The sequence below is a fragment of the Streptomyces sp. GQ60 genome (genome assembly GCF_059758875.1).
On the sequence record NZ_JCAXEG010000033.1, the window covers coordinates 14501 to 31876 of the forward strand.

The 17376-nt window shown below is 69.8% G+C and carries 12 protein-coding genes; 6 read left to right on the forward strand and 6 right to left on the reverse strand.

The genetic code is table 11. From position 1 onward, the window contains the following. Window positions 1-25: 25 nt before the first annotated feature. A complete protein-coding gene (locus AC6CKD_RS36720; protein WP_498333587.1) occupies window positions 26-376 on the reverse strand; it encodes a transposase in 351 nt (116 codons plus the stop codon). Between the two features lie 43 nt (window positions 377-419). Then, on the reverse strand, window positions 420-2045 hold the full coding sequence (locus tag AC6CKD_RS36725) for an IS4 family transposase (RefSeq protein ID WP_498333604.1): 1626 nt from the start codon (window positions 2043-2045) through the stop codon (window positions 420-422). A gap of 2185 nt (window positions 2046-4230) precedes the next feature. Here AC6CKD_RS36725 and AC6CKD_RS36730 point away from each other — a divergent pair. The 4 genes from AC6CKD_RS36730 (at window position 4231) to AC6CKD_RS36745 (ending at window position 11294) form a co-directional block, all read left to right on the forward strand. Then, entirely contained in the window at window positions 4231-7146 is a 2916-nt protein-coding gene (locus tag AC6CKD_RS36730) for a GDSL-type esterase/lipase family protein (protein ID WP_498333589.1), read from the forward strand. Between the two features lie 681 nt (window positions 7147-7827). Further along, window positions 7828-9039: a lycopene cyclase family protein gene (locus tag AC6CKD_RS36735; protein ID WP_498333590.1), complete on the forward strand. Its 1212-nt coding sequence runs from the start codon at window positions 7828-7830 to the stop codon at window positions 9037-9039. 9 nt (window positions 9040-9048) lie between these two features. After that, complete coding sequence (locus AC6CKD_RS36740; protein WP_498333591.1) at window positions 9049-9759, forward strand: class I SAM-dependent methyltransferase; 711 nt, start codon at window positions 9049-9051, stop codon at window positions 9757-9759. Further along, window positions 9756-11294, forward strand: a complete 1539-nt coding sequence (locus tag AC6CKD_RS36745) for an FAD-dependent oxidoreductase (RefSeq protein ID WP_498333593.1) — start codon at window positions 9756-9758, stop codon at window positions 11292-11294. The genes AC6CKD_RS36740 and AC6CKD_RS36745 overlap by 4 nt, the downstream gene beginning before the upstream one ends. A gap of 44 nt (window positions 11295-11338) precedes the next feature. On the opposite strand, the gene AC6CKD_RS36750 is transcribed toward AC6CKD_RS36745, so the two are convergent. From AC6CKD_RS36750 to AC6CKD_RS36765, 4 genes are read right to left on the reverse strand one after another with little or no spacing between them, the layout of a single operon-like run. Further along, window positions 11339-12331: a DUF5914 domain-containing protein gene (locus tag AC6CKD_RS36750; protein ID WP_498333595.1), complete on the reverse strand. Its 993-nt coding sequence runs from the start codon at window positions 12329-12331 to the stop codon at window positions 11339-11341. Then, on the reverse strand, window positions 12328-13302 hold the full coding sequence (locus tag AC6CKD_RS36755) for a phytoene/squalene synthase family protein (protein ID WP_498333596.1): 975 nt from the start codon (window positions 13300-13302) through the stop codon (window positions 12328-12330). Before AC6CKD_RS36755 ends, AC6CKD_RS36750 begins: the two co-directional genes overlap by 4 nt. Next, a complete protein-coding gene (gene crtI / locus AC6CKD_RS36760; protein WP_498333597.1) occupies window positions 13299-14837 on the reverse strand; it encodes a phytoene desaturase family protein in 1539 nt (512 codons plus the stop codon). Before crtI ends, AC6CKD_RS36755 begins: the two co-directional genes overlap by 4 nt. Continuing rightward, window positions 14834-16057 carry a polyprenyl synthetase family protein gene (locus AC6CKD_RS36765; RefSeq protein WP_498333598.1) on the reverse strand — a complete coding sequence of 408 codons (1224 nt, stop codon included), beginning with the start codon at window positions 16055-16057 and terminating at the stop codon, window positions 14834-14836. The genes crtI and AC6CKD_RS36765 overlap by 4 nt, the downstream gene beginning before the upstream one ends. A gap of 466 nt (window positions 16058-16523) precedes the next feature. Here AC6CKD_RS36765 and AC6CKD_RS36770 point away from each other — a divergent pair, with 466 nt between their 5' ends. Both AC6CKD_RS36770 and AC6CKD_RS36775 read left to right on the forward strand, forming a co-directional pair. After that, a complete protein-coding gene (locus AC6CKD_RS36770) occupies window positions 16524-17000 on the forward strand; it encodes a GvpU-like protein (protein WP_498333599.1) in 477 nt (158 codons plus the stop codon). Window positions 17001-17193: 193 nt separating this feature from the next. Next, a partial coding sequence (locus AC6CKD_RS36775) for a hypothetical protein (RefSeq protein ID WP_498333600.1) occupies window positions 17194-17376 on the forward strand: 183 nt, incomplete at its 3' end.

Sequence of the window (17376 nt, forward strand, 5' to 3'; positions counted from 1 at the left end):
TTCATTCGTACGTGGCTGAGCACGTTCATGTGTACGCCGACAGCTTGCGCTCACTGGCCTCGAGCTCCGCCACGCGGGCCTCCAGGCGGCGGACCCGCTCATCCGGATCGGCGGATGCCTCCGCCGCCGGCCGGGCGGCCGGCCGCGCAGCCGCGGCGGTGACGCCGCGGCGTTCGCGGTCCCGCAGCACCCACTCCCGCAGGGTCGCCCGGTTGATGCCCAGGTCAGCGGCGATGCTTTTGTAGGTCGCCCCGGGTGTGGACTCGTACAGGGCCACGGCATCGGCCTTGAACTCGTCCGAATAGTCCTTCATCGCCATCGGCGGTCTTCTCGCTTCCTCCGGATCAAGCAGATCCAGTATCAACGTGTCCACCACTCAGGGGGAGGCCCCAAGGCCGGGTAGTTAACGTTTTCGCAGGTCACGCAAGGGGTGTTGGGGTCCATGCCGTGGCGGCATAGAGGCCGGGGCCGAGTTTGTGGATGAGGCCGGTCTCGGCCCATCTGGAGAGCTGTCGATACATGGTTTCCATGGTGATGTCGCCGAAGTGGGAGGCGATGTCACGGGGGCGCCAGAGGCGGGTCGGGTCCTTTTCGAGCAGAGCCAGGATCCGGTGACGGCGGCGGTCGGTGGGGGCGGTGTTCCGGTCGTCGCGGGAGGCGGCGGGGAGCTGAGGGTGGAATTCCGAAGGCTCGAGGATGTTGATGTCGAGACCGGTGATGGTGCGGCTGGTGTCGGGCCTGCCGTCGTCGTGGCGGGTGCTGTAGCGGGACATCGGCGATTTGACCTTGCGGGTGCTGAGCCGTTGCCGCCTGTGAGGGAGCAGGCCAGTCAGAATCCGGCGGCCGATCGTCCCGAGGAGAACGTCCCGACCGGCGTCCGTGGTGACGATGCCGGGGGCCTGGATCACCTGGTCCCGGGCGGTGTGGAGCGCGATGCTGAAACAGCAGCGGTCCGGGTCGGTGCCGGGGAGGGATTCGGCGGCGTCGACCATCACCGGGCGCAGGGCCTGGTAGAGCGTGAGCAGGGACCACATCTCCTGCTCGATGCCTGTCGGGTCACCCGAGCGCAGGTTGCGGCCGTTCATGATCGTGTGGCGGAGCGCGTAGTACGCGGATTCGTGTTCCCACCGCTGGTGATAGAGGCCCACCAGTGCGGTGGCGGGGTAGCGGCGGGCGTCGGTCAAGGTCGTGACCAATCGGTAGGACCCGGTAAAGGACGTGCCATCCGCGCAGGTCACAGCGATCTGAGCGTCGATGACCCGTAATTTCACGGTGCCGATCACCGACAGGTAGGAGCCATCGACGAGGCGGGTGAGGACCGGTGTGCGCCGGTTGCTGCGGAGCCGGCCCAAAACCTGGGCGCCGGTCCCGGTCACCTTCGCGAGGAAGGCGTTGCTGTCGAAGCCTTTGTCCCACAGCACCAGCATGTGCGGCCGCAGCAGATGCAGCAGTCGGCCGGCGTAGCTTGTCTCGCCCTCGGAGGTGGGGCCGAACACCGCGCCGATCAGGGCCCGGGTGCCGGTCTCGATCAGCGTCATCAACTCCAGTGTCGGGTAGCCGTGATGGGACGTCCTGCCCAGCCAGGCCCGGTTCCGCTCCGAGTCCGGAGCCCTCAGCGAACTGCAGCCGTCGAACGACACCGTCCGGTACGGACCGAAACGCACCCCTGGGGTCGTCGGCTGGGCCAGTGGCCCGGCCAGCACCTCGAACAACGCCTGCACCGGCGCGCTGCCCAGCCTCCGGCGCAGGTCACGCAACGCTTTCGCCGATGGACGGACCACCGGCATCCCGGACAGGCCGGCGGTCAGCTTGGCCCAGACGAGCCGGTAGCCGACCTCGGGGAACAGACACATCGCGAGGAGGAAGTAGACCCCGACTCGCGACGGAAGATCACGCAGCCTCCGCTGAACCGTCCGAGTCTCCGCAAGGACGGCGTCCACGAGCTCGAACGGCACGACGGCGGTCAGCTCCCCCAGATGGCCCGGAGCGAACCGGTCCGCTGCCACGGTGACCGTTCGGGTGATGGCCGTCAGAGCAGACGGCAGGACACAATGGTGGGGCAACGGAGCTCCTTCGGGACAAGCTGTCTTGGTCGACTGCCTGTACCAACGAGCTCCGTTGCTCTGCGTCAAAAATCCTTCAACTGGCTTGCGTGACCTGCGAAAACGTTAACTACCCGGCCTTGGGTCAAGGCCCGTCGTCCTGACAGGATCCGTAGTGCTGAGCCTCAAAAGACCCGCCCCGACAGGCGCCGCGGAACAGGGCGACGAACAGGAAACCCCCACGGCCACCGAGCAGCTCCAGACCAACGGCGCACTGCCCGTACTGAGCCCTGGACCCTCAGCCGGTTCGCGAGGCCAAGACGGGCGGAACCCGTCCACCACGGGGTCGGGAAGAAGGCGGAGCACTTCCCGACGCGCCAGTACGGGCATATCGTAAAAAGATGGTCAAAATGAAGCGCAAGGCCGAGGCATATACGTGCCCGACCTGCAAGAAATCCGTACCGGCCGCGGTCCACCGCCGCAAAACCCTGGGGGTCTTCATTCCCAGCTGGGGCCCGGGCGCATGTCAAAACCGCGACTGCCCCGACTACCGGCTGGATCCCCACCGCAAGCATGCTTCGTCTCAGTGACCAAAAACGGCAGCGAGTCCAGATCGGCAGGCCAGGCCGCCGACAGCGTCGAAGTGCATGCCGATCTCTACCGCGCCGCCGCTGAGGTCCCGCACGGCCGGGCATCCGGCCTGACCTCGGCCGTCCAGGCGGCGGCCGCGGCAGTTTGCTCGTCGTTGTTGCGGTGGTCAGTACCGGGGGCCGGCGGGGTGAACCCCGACTAGCGGTTCCTCATGTCCGTCGCACAGTGACGGGCATTTTGAGTAGTGGGGGTCGGGGACTCCGTCGGCGGTTGTCGCTGCGGTAGACCTAGTGGGTGCGGTCGCCATCGACGCTGTCGGTCCAAAGTGGGCGTTGCCGATCCTCTGTGATGCCGACCAGCACGGGCAGCAGATCTTCGGATGGACACGTTCCACGAGCCGCCGACCCGAAACCCTGCGGCACTACCTCCGTGGACACGTCGTGTGCCGCCGCCCGGCGCAGGCGGCTGCGCGAGCCATGCCGCGAACAACCCGAAGTCCCCCTCGTCACCGCCGCCACGTGATTGTGACCCGGCGCGACAAGCTCACCGCCGAACAACTCGCCGCCCTCGCAAAGCCGGGCGTGGACTGGGCGTGACACAGGCCGGGGCTGTCGTTGAACCGACGGTCAAGTGAAGTGCACCGCGAGGCCCCGGACGTTATCACCCGGGGCCTGTGCCAGCGGGCGCCAGCTGCGCTGCCCAGTGTGAGCCGTGCTTGCAACGCGGGATTTCGTTAGTTGCCCAGCGCCTCACCAGCTGGTGCCCCCGCCCGCCGTGGAGAAGGCGAACCGGAAGACGCCGCGAACGGGCAACCGGGCCACCGCCTCGGTGGCGGGCCGACGGCCTCGCCGAGCCGCTCTCGGTCCGGGCACCAGCAGGAATTTCGACGATCATGCGCCTTGTATCATCATCATCCGGCAGAACCGATCGGCTTGCTCGTAGGCGAGCGGGTTACGCGGCGACCGGTGACAACTCCCCCGCCTCTGCGCCCCGCACGCTCGGTCCGCCCTCCCGCCATACTGCCCCGGCGGTCCGGGAACCTCACCGCCACGCTGCCGGCGTCAGCCGAGACTGACCACGCTCGCATCCGCTCACTGACCGAAGGCACCCCATGCACGGCACCAGACCCGTTCCCGTCCCGACCGAGGGCGCCTCGCCCCCTGAGACGCCAACGGCGGTCTCTCCCTCCGCGTCCCGCCGCACGGGCAGCTCCACCCGGCGCCGGCTTGCGCAGGCGTCACTCCTGCGCATGGCGGCAGGCATCGGCCGTCTGCGCTCCCGGCGCGGGCGCCGTACGGCGTCTCCCGCGCGGTACCGGCCCACCGCTGTCAGTTGCGTCCTGGCGATCCTGGCCGGCCTGATCTCTGTCGTCTCTCTGCCTGCGGTCGCCATGGCCCTGCCACCCGGGAACCTGCAGTTGGCGACCTGGAACATGCAGCACAGAACGGCCGTGCCGCAATGGGGATCGGTCTACACACTGGCCAGAACCCGGCATATCGTCGCTCTGCAGGAGCTTCCGCTCACGATACCCAACGGGGTCCGTACACCCCTGCCGCCCACCGCTGCCAGGGCGACGGGGCGCGTACTGCCCGCGGGTGTGGTGGAGTACGAATGGCAGGAGGGGTCGACCGCTCCGCTGCGCTATCTCTACACGCTGATGACGGACAGTCAGCACACCGGCATCGTGACGGCGGAGCGGGCCCTGGAAGTCCAGGTGATAGACGGAGGCTTCAACCGGCCCGCGCTGGCCGTGGTCGAGGCGTCGACCCGCACCGTGTTCGCGTCGATCCACGCCATCGCACAGGCGAACGCCAGATACGATGCGCGGCGCCTGCTGAACAGTGTCTCGGCCGCGACGCTGACACTGAACATGACCCACCCGGCCCAACCGGGAGAACAGCCCTGGAACTGGGCTGTTCTGGGGGACTACAACACCACGCCGGAAGAGCTTCAGCCACTCCTTCTCCCCGGCATGCACATCGCCAGGAGCGGAGGGGCGACCCAGGGGACCGGGGACACCAGACGTGAACTGGACTACCTGGTCACCAGCCTTCCGGGAGAGACTTGGCCGGCAGCCCGGTACAACGACATCGGCAGCGACCATCAGCCGGTCGTGTTCGGGACCTTGCGGGCTGCTGCCGATCTGGACTACACGTACCGGTTTCGCTGGAACGGCGAAAACAGGATGATCGGTGCCGTCGGCGATTCGACGGCCAACTACACCACGGTGGAGCGGTCGGAGTGGCGTCACAGCCTGGGCCAGGTGTGGCAGGCGAAGCGGATGACAGCGCGCGGCGACACGTTCTTCTCGCAGTTCGTGAACGTGCACGCGAACAAGTGCCTCGACATCGACAACATCGTCGCCGATCCGCGCCTGATGCAGAAGGACTGCGCCGCTGACCCGCCCCTCAGCCAGCTGTGGTGGTACAACCCCGACAGCAAGATCCTGGAGAACGCTGCCGGAGGAGTCTTGGCGCTGGCGCCCCAGTTCGGCGACGGTGCGCTCGGCGTGGGCTACCCCGCGCAACCCGTCAGCTCCGAGTGGCTGATGGAGCCCATCGATCTGAGGTTCTGGAGGACCTCTGGATTTCCCGAAGGCGAGACAGCCATCATCGACGGAGTCTCGGGCGGCCCACTGAACGCCTCTGAGACCAATGCCGGCATCCACGAGAGTGCTCCGCTCCACCACACGTACCTCCCTGCCACGGAACGGTGGCAGGTCCGGCTCTCCGTTGTGGCCGGATTCGCGCAGATCGTCAATGTAGCCACTCAGAGGTGCATGACTGTCGTTCAAGAACCCTGGCACCAGTTCTGGATGGCGCTCCAGGAATCCTGCGACAGCGGAAACCGCAATCAGGTGTTCGAGTACGTCAAGGGGATGATCCGTAGCGCCAACGGGTTCGTCCTGCATGGCGGTCCCGGCTACGGACCCAACCTCGGGGTGCTCTTCGATCCGAACGCCATCAGCCAGTTCATCATGCGGCCCGCCTTCCGCAGTCCGGCTGAATTCCAGGGCAGCGTGCCCCGGCTCACGGTGATGCCGCTGGGTGACTCCATCACTCTGGGAGTTGGCAGCAATACGCGCACCGGCTACCGTCCCGACCTGGCCAGCAGCCTCGTCGGGCGCGCGGGCGCCGTGGAATTCGTCGGCTCGCAGGTCGACCCCGACGGCACCCGCCACGAGGGGCACTCGGGCTGGCGTATCGACCAACTCCAGGCCAACATCGAGACCTGGCTGGCCGAGGCGAAACCCAATGTCATCACGCTACACATCGGCACCAACGACATGAACCGCGACTACCAGGTCAGCACCGCCCCACAGCGCCTGGGTGCCCTCATCGACCAGATCCACGCCGCCTCCCCCGACACGGCGGTCGTCGTCGCCTCCCTGGTGCCCGCCACCGAGCCTGCGGTCCAGGCCCGAGTCAACACCTACAACGCCGCGATACCGGGGATCGTCGCGGACCGCGCCCAGCGCGGCTACAAGATCTCCCAGGTCAGCATGGGCGCTCTCACCACCGGCGACCTCAAGGACAACCTGCACCCCAACAACAGCGGCTACGCCAAGATGGCCGACGCGTTCCTCGGCGGCATCACGGCCACAGCCGACAAGGGCTGGGTCAAGGAGTTCGTGGACGTCAAGCCCGCCCCGCCCCGTCAGGCCAGCAGCGTGGGTGACTACGACGTGGACATCAACGGCGACGGCCGGGCCGACTACCTCGTGGTCGACGACAACGGCGCCACCCGCGCCTGGCTCAACACCGCCGACGCCGCCACCGGCGCCGTCAAGTGGACCGACCAGGGCTACATCGCCTCCGGCTCCGCCGCCTGGACGGTCGGCCAGATCCGATTCGCCAACGTCGGCGGCGACGCCCGCGCCGACTACCTGATCGTGGAGCCCAACGGGGCCGTGCGGGCCTTCATCAACACCGGCGGCAACGGCCGCGGCGGCTGGACCGACAAGGGCGTCATCGCGACCGGCTCCACCGCCTGGACTGGTGACCAGGTTCGCTTCGCCGACGTCGGCGGCGACGCCTACGCCGACTACCTCGTCATCGACGGCAACGGCGCCACCCGCGCCTGGCTCAACGCCACCAACGCCACCACCGGCGTCATCAAGTGGTCCGACCAGGGCTACATCGCCTCCGGCTCCGCGGCCTGGACCAGTGACCAGGTCCGCTTCGCCGACATCGGCGGCGACGCCCGCGCCGACTACCTCCTCGTCGACGAGAGCGGCGCCACCCGCGCCTACATCAACACCGGCGGCAACGGGCGCGGCGGCTGGACCAACAGGGACTACATCGCCACTGGGTCCAGCGGCTGGCTCGGCAGCCAGGTCCGCTTCGCCGACATCAACGGCGACGGCCACGCCGACTACCTCGTCATCGACGACAACGGTGCCGTCCACTCCTACGTCAACACCACCGACACCACCACCGGCGCCATCAAGTGGACCGACCAAGGCACCATCGCCACCGGCGTCGGAGCACCCGGCCACCGCGTCCGCATCTGACTCGGCCACGAACGCCGGCTCGTGCGCACCACCCGCCCCCCCCCCAGCGCGCAGTGAGATGCTGTTGACGAACGTGCTGCGGGGGTGATGCCGTCGGCCCCCGAGACCCGGTCTCGGGGGCCGACGGCGCGTGTGGTTGGCGGCACGCCTTCAGTTCCTCCAGACCCTCGGAGTAGTCGACCGAGCAGGACGGGACCTTGGAGGTCTCGATCACTCCCAGCCGACGCCGCGCGCGCCGAGGGGGGTAGTAGTCCGACCACCGGAACGTGAGCGTGTACGCCGGCACATGGAAGGCCAGCCCCCTCGGAACGCAGATTCTGGCTCAACTTCCGGATGCTGTTGGTGATCTTCGCTCGGTGGGCTGAAAGCACTCCGACATGCTGTTCGTGCTGGCGGTCGGTGTGCTGCTGTTGTCGAGCGGGGTAGTTCTGCCGGTCGGAGGGGGCCGGGATGGCAATGGGGTGTGGTTCGGGTCGAGTGGTTCCGCCACTGACCGTGAGGACTCGACCACGTGCCGGTCTGCCCGGCCTCGCACGGCTTCCGCCCAGCACGGCGATTCACGTCTTCCGACTCCTTCAGCCGTGCCTCCAGCGTGCAGCGGCCCAGTAGGCGGTTAACTGCATCTGCCGGAGTGTTCGGGAGGGAAGTGGGAGCGTTGGCGCCCGGGGCTGGAGGCCGAGGATGAGCTGGGACGCGGATGTCACCGTGATCGGAGCCGGCGCGGCCGGGCTGTCCCTCGCGGTCAGCCTCGTGGAGCCGTTCCTCAACGGCAGGGCCGGGCCGCGCGTGGCTGTCGTCGAGGCTCCGCCGGGGCCGCTGCGTTCGCCCAGCCGGACCTGGTGCTATTGGGAAGCGTCTGCCGGACCGTACGACCATCTGCTGGAGGCGAGTTGGAACCGGCTGCGTGTGTACGCGCCCGACGGCAAGGTGATCGACCGGTCGCTGGGTCCGATGAGGTACAAGATGCTGAGATCTGATCGGTTCGAGGCGGCCATGGCCGAGCGGCTGGCCTCGTACGGGGTCCGCGTTCGGCAGCTGGCGGTTGAGTCCGCGTATGACGCCGAGGACGGAGCCGTGGTACGCGGCCGTGATGCGTCGGGTGCGTCCTCGGTGCTCCGGTCGGGGATGGTCTTCGACTCGCGGCCGCTGCAGCGGCTTCCTGCTGCCCGGACCACACTGCTTCAGCACTTCAGGGGCTGGTTCGTGCGCACGGTCAAGCCCGCATTCGATCCCGGCGCTGCGACGCTGATGGACTTCCGCCTCCCGCAGCCACCACGCGGCTTGGCCTTCGGCTACGTCCTGCCGCTGGGCCCGTGCGAGGCGCTCGTCGAGTACACGGAGTTCTCCGCGGCTCTCCTGGACGAGGCGGCCTACGAACGCGCCCTGCGCCACTACTGCACATCAGTCCTGGGCCTCGGTGACTACACCGTGCGGGAGCGCGAGCACGGGGTGATCCCGATGAGCGACGGCGTCTACCCCCGTCGCAGCGGCAACAGGGTGCATTACATCGGGGCCGCAGGCGGGGCGACCCGGCCGTCCACGGGCTACACCTTCGCCGCTATCCAGCGGCAGAGCCGCCATCTCGCCGCGGCGGTGCGGGCGGGCCGCTCCCCCACAAGGGTTCCCGCGGTGCACAGTCGCAGGGCGCGGGCGATGGACGCGGTGCTGCTGCGCGCGTTGGACTCCGGGCGGATCGAGGGCGGGGCCTTCTTTTCCCGGCTCTTCTCGTCCGTGCCGGCTGAGCGGGTCCTGCGGTTCCTGGACGGCGCGACCTCGCCGTGGGAGGACTTCGCGATCGGTTTGCGCACGCCTGTTCTACCCATGCTGCGGTCGCTCGTGGAGCTGCCGCTCCTTCCCCGAACCGTCCCCGCCCCGGGGCTGGGACGCCGCTGAAAGGTTGCCATGTCCCTGTTGCGTGACGAAGCCCTGTCCGTTGCCTTCGACCATGCCGCGAACCGCTACGACCTTCTGGTCTCAGCGAGTCCCGGTTACCATGGTCATCTGCGCCGTTCTGCCCGCCGTCTCTGCCTGCCCGAGGCGGGTCGCGGAGCCCGGGTCCTGGACCTGGGTTGCGGTACCGGAGCCTCTACCGCCGCACTGTTGGCGAGCGCTGAGCGGGCCGACATCACGGGGGTGGATGCCTCACCCGGCATGCTGGCGCGGGCCGCGTCCAAGCAGTGGCCCCGCGATGTTCGTTTCGTTCAGGGCTCTGCCGACCGGCTCGGCGAGGCCGGCGTTGACGGGCCGTTCGACGCCGTCTTCGCGGCCTATCTCTTCCGCAACGTGCCCGATCCCGACGCGACGTTGGCCGCCGTCCGCGCCGTCATGGCCCCGGGGGCGCGGATCGCGGTGCACGAGTACACGCTCAGTGGCAGGTTGGTGCACCGGGCGCTGTGGACGGCAGTGTGCCGGGCGGTGATCATGCCGTTGGGGCGGGCGGGGGGCGACGCGGGGCTGTACGAGCACTTGTGGCGCAGCGTTCTCGGTTTCGATTCCGCGGCCCGGTTCGCTGCGCGGATGCGCACGGCCGGCTTCACGGATGTACGGGTACTGCCGCTGCCGGGGTGGCAGACCGGGATCACCCACACCTTTGTCGGGCGGGTCGCCGCGTGAGCACGGGCTACCCCGGCAGGGACCGGCGCGCCCGGCGCATCGACGCCCGCGGCGGGCGAGCGCGGGTCGACGGGGACGGGCCGCGCGTCGCCGTGGTGGGCGGAGGCATCGCCGGCCTGTCGGCGGCCACGGTGCTCGCCGAGCACGGGGTACGGGTCACCCTTTATGAGCGGGACGCGCAGCTCGGCGGCCGGCTCGCGGGATGGGAGACGCGGCTGGCGGACGGCTCGGACGTCACGATGAGCCGGGGCTTCCACGCGTTCTTCCGGCAGTACTACAACCTGCGGGCGCTGCTGGGCCGCACTGATCCGGGGCTGCGTGGTCTGACGGGCCTGCCTGACTACCCGCTGCGTCACCGCGACGGCGGGCAGGACAGCTTCGCGCGGGTGCCGCGCACGCCGCCGCTCAGCGCGCTCGGGTTCGTCGCGCAGAGCCCTTCCTTCGGCTGGCGGGACCTGGGGCGGATGAATCCGCGGGCAGCCCTGCCGTTGCTGGACGTTGGCGTTCCCGGCGTGTACGAGGCGCTGGACGGGGTGAATGCGACGGAATTCCTGGAGGGCATCCGTTTCCCGAAGGCGGCGTACCACTTGGCGTTCGAGGTGTTCTCGCGGAGCTTCTTCGCCGATCCGACGACGCTGTCGGCGGCGGAGTTGGTGCTGATGTTCCACATCTATTTCCTCGGTTCGAGCGAGGGGTTGTTGTTCGACGTGCCGCGCGAGCCGTTCCCACAGGCCCTGTGGGACCCGCTGGCCCGGTATCTGGGCAAGCTCGGTGTGGAGATCCGCACGGACACTGCGGTGACGGAGGCACGCCCGGACGGCGAGGAACGGATGCAGATCCTTGCGCAAGGAGAAGGGGCGCGACGGTACGACGGCGTGGTGCTGGCTCTGGACACCGGCGGACTCCGGGCTCTGGCCGGCGCGTCACCGGAGCTGGTTGACCCGGCGTGGCGAGCCCGGGTCGCCCGGCTGAGGACGGCGCCGCCGTTCTTGGTGTCGCGATTGTGGCTCTCGCGGCCGGTAGCGGGCGACCGGCACGGCTTCCTCGGCACCAGCGGCTACGGCGGTCTCGACAACGTCAGCGTGCTGGACCGTTGGGAGGGCGAGGCGCACCGGTGGGCGTTGCGGACCGGCGGTTCGGTGGTGGAGCTGCACGCCTATGCGGTCGACCCGGCCGAAGAGCGCCAGGAGGTCCAGGCGCGGCTGGTGAAGTGGCTGCACGAGGTCTATCCGGAGACGTTGGACGCCGTGATCGTCGACGCACGGCACGAGTGGCGCGAGGATTGCCCCCTGTTCACGGTCGGCGGCTATCAGGACCGGCCTGCCGTCAGGACGGGTGATGCCCGGGTGGTGGTCGCCGGGGACCTGGTGCGCACGGGTCTTCCGGTTGCGCTGATGGAGCGGGCCGCCACGAGTGGGTTCATGGCGGCGAACGCGCTGCTCGAGCGGTGGGGTGTTCGGGGCGAGACGCTGTGGACGGTGCCGGACGGAGGCCGTTCGGCCGCTGCGCGGGCACTGGCACGCCTCGGGCGATAGCCGACGAGCACACCGCGACGGTCGATGTGGGCGCTGGTGTGGCCTCAGCCGGGGAAGCGGCCGGTGCTGCGCAGTTCCCAGCGGCGTTCCGCGTAGGCGAGGTCGTCCTGCCACAGACGGCCCGCGGCTCTGCGCACGAGGGGGCGCAGCAGGGGGGCGACGCCGCGGGCCAGGTCGAAGCCGGGGCGGTGCGAGGTGGCGATGACCGCTTCGGTGACCCTGGTGCGGGGGCGGCCGTCGCGGCCGGTTCCCAGCGGGGTGGCGTGGGTTTCGACAACGGAGCCCATTCCTTCTCCTTCCGTGATGTGCATGAGGACGGTGCGGGGGCCGGTGGCGGTGAACTCGGCGGTCACCGGCACGACGACCCGCCGGGCGATCCTGAAGGAGACGCGTACGGCCATGACGTCGCTTTCGGCGCCGTCGTCGGTGACGGTGAGGTCGACGAAGGAGTACGGGTGGAACCACGCGCCGTGCCAGGGGTCGAGGCGGTTGGCGACGATGTCCTCGGGTTCGCAGGCGCCGGTACCGGTGTAGACGGCGGTCAGGGAATGCGCGACGGCGGGACGGTGGGGCACGGCGGGGGCGTCGAGGGGTTCCTCGCAGCCGTGGTCATCGAGCCGTACCCATACCAGGACGCCGTCGTCGTGGGCGGGGTACGGGTTCCATCCGGCGAAGGGGGCGCCGGTGAGTGAGAGTCCGTGCCAGGGACAGACCAGGGTGCCGCAGCGGACAGGGGCCTGGGCCAGGGCGGCGCCCAGGTGAGGGCAGGCTCCGGGGCCGGCGGCGATGGCGCCGTCCGCACGCCGCCAGGCCACGATCTCCGTGCCGTCGACCGTGGTCCCGTAGCCGGAATCCGGGCGGACGGCGGCGCTGGGGCCGATGACGTACCAGTTGCCTGTGGGGCGGGCCTGCGCCCGTTTGAGGGCCGCGTCGATGAGCTGGGGAGAGGCATCCCGCCAGGTGGGTTCCTGACGGTGCCAGGCCACCGGATTGCGGCGCAGCGTGACCGGGAAGCGGCTGCCGGGGCGCGGGCTCATCGGGACGGCTCCTCGAACGCGGGGGCGGCAGCCGTTGCGGGGGTCGTCAGGCGGGCTGCTGCGCTCTGGGCCAGTCCGCCCGCCGCGACGGCTGCGCGACGGGTGAGGGAAACCGCCGAGCGGCGGTGGACGCTGGCGTACCCGTCGCGGGCGACGGCGTCCAGGATCTCCCCGTAGAGCACGTAGGCGGTACGAACGCAGGGACGGGAAACCGGCTCGAGCATGTCCAGGCCGGGGCGGGCTTGGGCGTAGAAGTTCCTGGCGAGAGCGGTTGCGGAGCGCAGGGCGCGCGTGATGCGCGGGTCTCGGCGGCCGGTGTGTCTGCTCCAGGACAGCAGTTCCCTGTCCACGCCGTCGGCGGCGAGGAGGTCGGCGGGCAGGTAGACCCGGTCGCGGTCGAGGTCTTCGCCGACGTCGCGGATGAAGTTGGTGAGCTGGAATGCCTCGCCGAGAGCGGCAGCATGCGGGGCGGCCTCGGATCGGGAGGTGGTGTGGCCGAGCACGGGGAGCATCTGGAGGCCGATGACGGCTGCGGAGCCGTGCATGTAGCCGCGTAGCGCCTCCAGGGTGGCGTAGCCGGTGACGGTGAGGTCGCTGCGCATGGAGGTGAGGAAGTCGTCGAAGTAGCTGTGCGGGATGCGGTAGCAGTGCGTGGTGTGGGCGACGGCGGTGACGACGGGGTGGTGGCCGGGGCCGCCGGTGATCGCGCTGCGGAGGTCGTCCGAGAGGGTGTGAAGGCGTAGGGCGCGGTCTGCGGGCGAGGCGGGGGCGTTCAGGTCGTCGACGATGTCGTCGGCGAGCCGGGCGAAGGCGTAGAGGGCGTGGACGGCGGGGCGGCGGGAGGGTGGCAGCAGCCGGGTGGCGAGGAAGTAGGTCTTGCCGTGGTGGGCGTTGAGACGGCGGCACTGTTCGAACGCAGCGCGCAGGGCCGGGCCGGTGATGCCGGCGGCGTCGAGTTCACGTCGGGTCATGCGGGGCTGCCTTTCGTCGCGGAGGGCGGGGGCGCCGTGGTGCGGTGGCGTGCGCCGGGCAGCCCGGTGATGCGGGCGGCGGCGAGGCGGCCGGAGATCAGGACGGTGGGCACGCCTACACCGGGCGTGGTGCCGCAGCCGGCGAGGACGGCGTTGGAAGTGCCGCTGACGAGGTTGCGGGGGCGGAAGGGTCCGGTCTGGGGAAATGTGTGGGCCACGGAGAAGGGGGTGCCCGCGGCATGGCCCTGGGCGGTCCAGTCGGCGGGGGTGAGGAGGACCTCGGTGTCGATGGCGTCCGCGAAACCGGTCAGGCCGCGGCGCTCCAGGTCGCGCAGCAGCGTGTCCCGGTAGCGGGGGCCGAGGTCTTTCCAGGCGGCGGCCGAGGGGCCGACGGCGGTATTGGGGCAGGGGGCGAGCACGTAGTGGGTGTGCTTGCCCGGCGGGGCGAGGCCGGGGTCGGTCGCGGTGGGCCGAGTGATGAGGAGGGAGGGGTCGCTCATCAGGCAGCCGGAGCGGGTGAGCTCCTGGAAGGTCTGGTTCCAGGCGGCGCCGAAGGAGATCGTGTGGTGTGCGAGTTCGGGCCAGGTGCGGTCGGTACCGGCGTGCAGGACGACGGCTGACGGGGAGTGGCGCAGGGCCAGCGGACGGCGGGGGCGGGCGCCGAGGAGCCGGTAGGACACGGGGAGGTCGGGGGTCAGGACGACCGCGTCGCAGGGGATGCGCTGCTGGTCGGTGACGACGCCGGTGATCCGGTCGCCGGTTCGCTCCAGCCGGGTGACGGTCTGACCGTAGTGAAGGGTGGCGCCGGCGCCGGCTGCGGCGGCGGACAGCGCGGCGGGTACGGCGTGCATGCCGCCTTCGGGGAAGTAGACCCCCGCGATGGTGTCCATGTAGGCGATGACGGCGTAGGCCGCGAGCGCGCGGGCCGGCGGGACGCCTGCGTAGAGGGCTTGGAAGGAGAAGACGCGCTGCAGCCGCTCGTCGGTGATGAAGCGGCCGATCTGAGGCTGGAGGCGCCCGAAGCCGCCCAGCGCGGCGAGCCGGGCCAGGTCCGGGTGCAGGAGGGAGAGGGGCGAGTCGAAGTTGGTGTCGATGAAGCGGCCCATCTGCGCCTGGTAGAGATCGTGCAGCCACTGACGCAGACGCCGGTAGCCGGCCACCTCACGACCTCCGGCGAAGCGTTCGATTTCCGATTCCATGGCCCCCGCCTCGGTGTGGACGTCGAGGCTGCTGCCGTCCGCGAAGCGGGCGTGGTAGGCGGGGTGGAGGGGGTGCAGGGTCAGCTGGTCGGACATCTTCCGGCCGACAGCGGCGAAGGCTTCCTCCAGCAGGTGCGGCATGGCCAGGACGGTGGGACCGGCGTCGAAGCGGTAGCCGTCGCGCTCGATGAGGCCTGCGCGGCCACCGGGCAGCGGGTCGCGTTCGACGATGGTGACGGCGCGGCCGGCTCCCAGAAGGTGGAGCGCGGCCGAGAGTCCAGCGAGTCCGGCACCGACGACGACTACGTGGTCGGTGCAGCCGGGAACGGTCCTCATCGGGTGCCTCCCTGATGGCCTGCCGCTTCGGCAGTCCCGGCCTCGTGCTGCGGGGGTGAGGCGACCTGTCTCAGCAGAGCACTCAAGTGCTCTGCGGCGGGGCCTTCCAGGTTTGCCGCGGCCAGGTGGCGTGCGGATGCGCGACCCAGGCGTTCGATGTGTCGTTCGACCTGGGCCGCTGCGCCGGTGGAGTGGAGGGCTTCGCGTACCTGTGTCAGAGCCGGACCGGAAAGGGTGGCGCCACTCCCCTGGCTGTCCTGGAGGAGGTCGACGAGGGCGGTGGCGCCGAGAACGCGGGCCCGAGCGTGGGCCACGGCGAGCAGGTAGGTGGCCTTGCCGGAGCGGATGTCCCCGTCCGCGGGCTTGCCAGTGACCTCTGGGTCGCCGAACACCCCGAGCAAGTCGTCTCGGAGCTGGAAAGCGATGCCGGCGCACCGTCCGGCGGCAGCCAGGGCGCGGGAAGTGGCCTCGTCGGTGCCCGCCAATGTTGCGCCGAGTGCCAGGGGGCGTTCAACGGTGTAGCGGGCGGTCTTCAGGCAGATGGTGCGGATCGCTTGGCCGGCCGAGCGGGAGTTGGTTGCCTGGCCGTGCAGGTCGAGATACTGGCCGGCGACCATTTCCGTCCGCATGGCCCGCCAGATCCGCAGGATGTCCGCGCGTACCGGGGGACCGAGATCGGCTGCGGCCACAAGGTCGTCCGCCCATGACAGCGCGAGGTCTCCGGCGAGCACCGCTGCCGAGTGCGCGAACGTTGACGGGTGACCGGCGTGGTGCGGGGGTGGGGCCGACGGGTACTGGAGCTCGATCTGCGCGTGGAAGGAGGGGATGCCGCGGCGGACGGCAGACTGGTCCATGACGTCGTCGTGGACCAGAGCGCAGCTCTGGATGAGTTCGAGTGCGGCAGCGATACGCAGGGCCGGGGACACGTGGGTGTCGTTGCCACCGCAGGCTCGCATGGCCCACCAGAGGAACCGTGGACGAAGGCGCGAGCCCCCGCCAAGGGTGAAGGCGACGAGCCGCTCCGCGACATCGGCGGCGAAGACGGTGTCGAGGGAGCGGCAGTAGGCAACGAACTCAGCGCAGCAGCGCTCTAGTTCTCGGCTCACTGCATTGACTACGTCATCGTCGACGGCGGCGGCTGAGACGGGGAGCGGGGTAGCGTGCGCAGTCTGCTGCGGGGCGGCATTGACGAGGTGTCGAGCAACCGACTTCGCTTGCATGCAGTCCTCCGTGTCGTGAAGCAGCGCGTGTCACCTCTTCCGCGTCCACCCGGCGGACGGATGCGCTCGACCCTTTCTCCGATGACCCCGCGGGCTATCAGTCCCCCACCGGGCAGGCAACTCAGACAGCCGGGCCAGCTGATCCCCCCAATGGGCGCATCGGATCACGGAATGAGATCCGGGAATCGAACACAGCGCCGAGGTCGAATCGCGTCCGGCTGCTGGCCGCCGTCACGCACGTGAGGGGCTGCCGGTGGTCTGCCGCACGGTCAGCTTCTGGTCCGCGCGCAGCCTTTGCTGGCCGTTCACCAGGTCGAGGCCCAGGTCGAGGCCCAGGTCGCCATGCGTCGTAGTCCTGCGGGGCAGGGAGGGAGTGTGACCGCGTGGATCAGGGCAGTCAGGAGTTACTACCGCTTCCGGTTGTGAGCCAGACCCCAGGGGCCCGCCCCGCGTCGAGAGGAAGCCCATGCCCGACCAGCCACAGACAAACAGCCAGCAACCCGGTCCGCGCGACGCCGGGCCGGCGCAGCCGCTCCTGGACACGGAGCTGCAGATGCTGGTCAGCCTCGTGGAGGAGGACCAGGAGGACCGCTCCCACTTCGGTGTCTCCCTGAACATCCCCGGTGGCGTGATCTACGGAAACGTGATCAGCCGCCACGCGTACGTCCAGGTATGGGAATCCGAACTCACAGGGCTGCCCGGGGCCGGTGCCACTTCACTGGCCCAGCTGCCGAAGCTTATCGACGAGGTCCTCCACGAGGAGAGGGCGGCCGCTGCCAGCTCTGGTGCCGGCGCCGGTGGCGGAGCCGATCCGCTGCCGCGCTGGGTACACCTACAGGATGCCCGCTTCCTGACCGGATCCTCGAACCAGACGATGCACTACGCCCTGTGGCGCGGACGCCTCGCCGACGTCGCCGGCTGGTCACTGTCGATCCCTTCCTGACACCTCGCTGTGCGCCTTGTCCCAGCGCGCCATGAGGCCAGTGCTGCACCGAACGACGGCACGATCAGCGTCGCTGCGATCACGGCGGGAACTGCCAGGAGGGGATGCCACCGGCGGGCCGGGGCCGACTGCGGCAGCGGCATTTCAGACGGTGGATGCAGGCGCGGCACCCCCCGTACCGGTCTGCGACACCATGAGCAGCGCGGTGCAGACCGCGGTGCCGAGCAAGGCCCTGTTCTTCACGTGCTTCCCCTCCCGGCTGCGGCTGCGTGTGAGCACGCCGCCCGCAGATCGGACAGCAGCCGGCGAACCGCGAGTGGGAGGCCAGACTGTCCACGGGTGGATCAACGTCAGCACGCTCGAAACGGCACGGGCG

Excerpts from the sequence above, each read along its gene's own strand:
- AC6CKD_RS36735 (WP_498333590.1), top strand. The coding sequence starts at position 7,828 with ATGAGCTGGGACGCGGATGTCACCGTGATCGGAGCCGGCGCGGCCGGG.
- AC6CKD_RS36740 (WP_498333591.1), top strand. The coding sequence starts at position 9,049 with ATGTCCCTGTTGCGTGACGAAGCCCTGTCCGTTGCCTTCGACCATGCC.
- AC6CKD_RS36750 (WP_498333595.1), bottom strand. The coding sequence starts at position 12,331 with ATGAGCCCGCGCCCCGGCAGCCGCTTCCCGGTCACGCTGCGCCGCAAT.
- AC6CKD_RS36755 (WP_498333596.1), bottom strand. The coding sequence starts at position 13,302 with ATGACCCGACGTGAACTCGACGCCGCCGGCATCACCGGCCCGGCCCTG.
- crtI (WP_498333597.1), bottom strand. The coding sequence starts at position 14,837 with ATGAGGACCGTTCCCGGCTGCACCGACCACGTAGTCGTCGTCGGTGCC.
- AC6CKD_RS36765 (WP_498333598.1), bottom strand. The coding sequence starts at position 16,057 with ATGCAAGCGAAGTCGGTTGCTCGACACCTCGTCAATGCCGCCCCGCAG.
- AC6CKD_RS36770 (WP_498333599.1), top strand. The coding sequence starts at position 16,524 with ATGCCCGACCAGCCACAGACAAACAGCCAGCAACCCGGTCCGCGCGAC.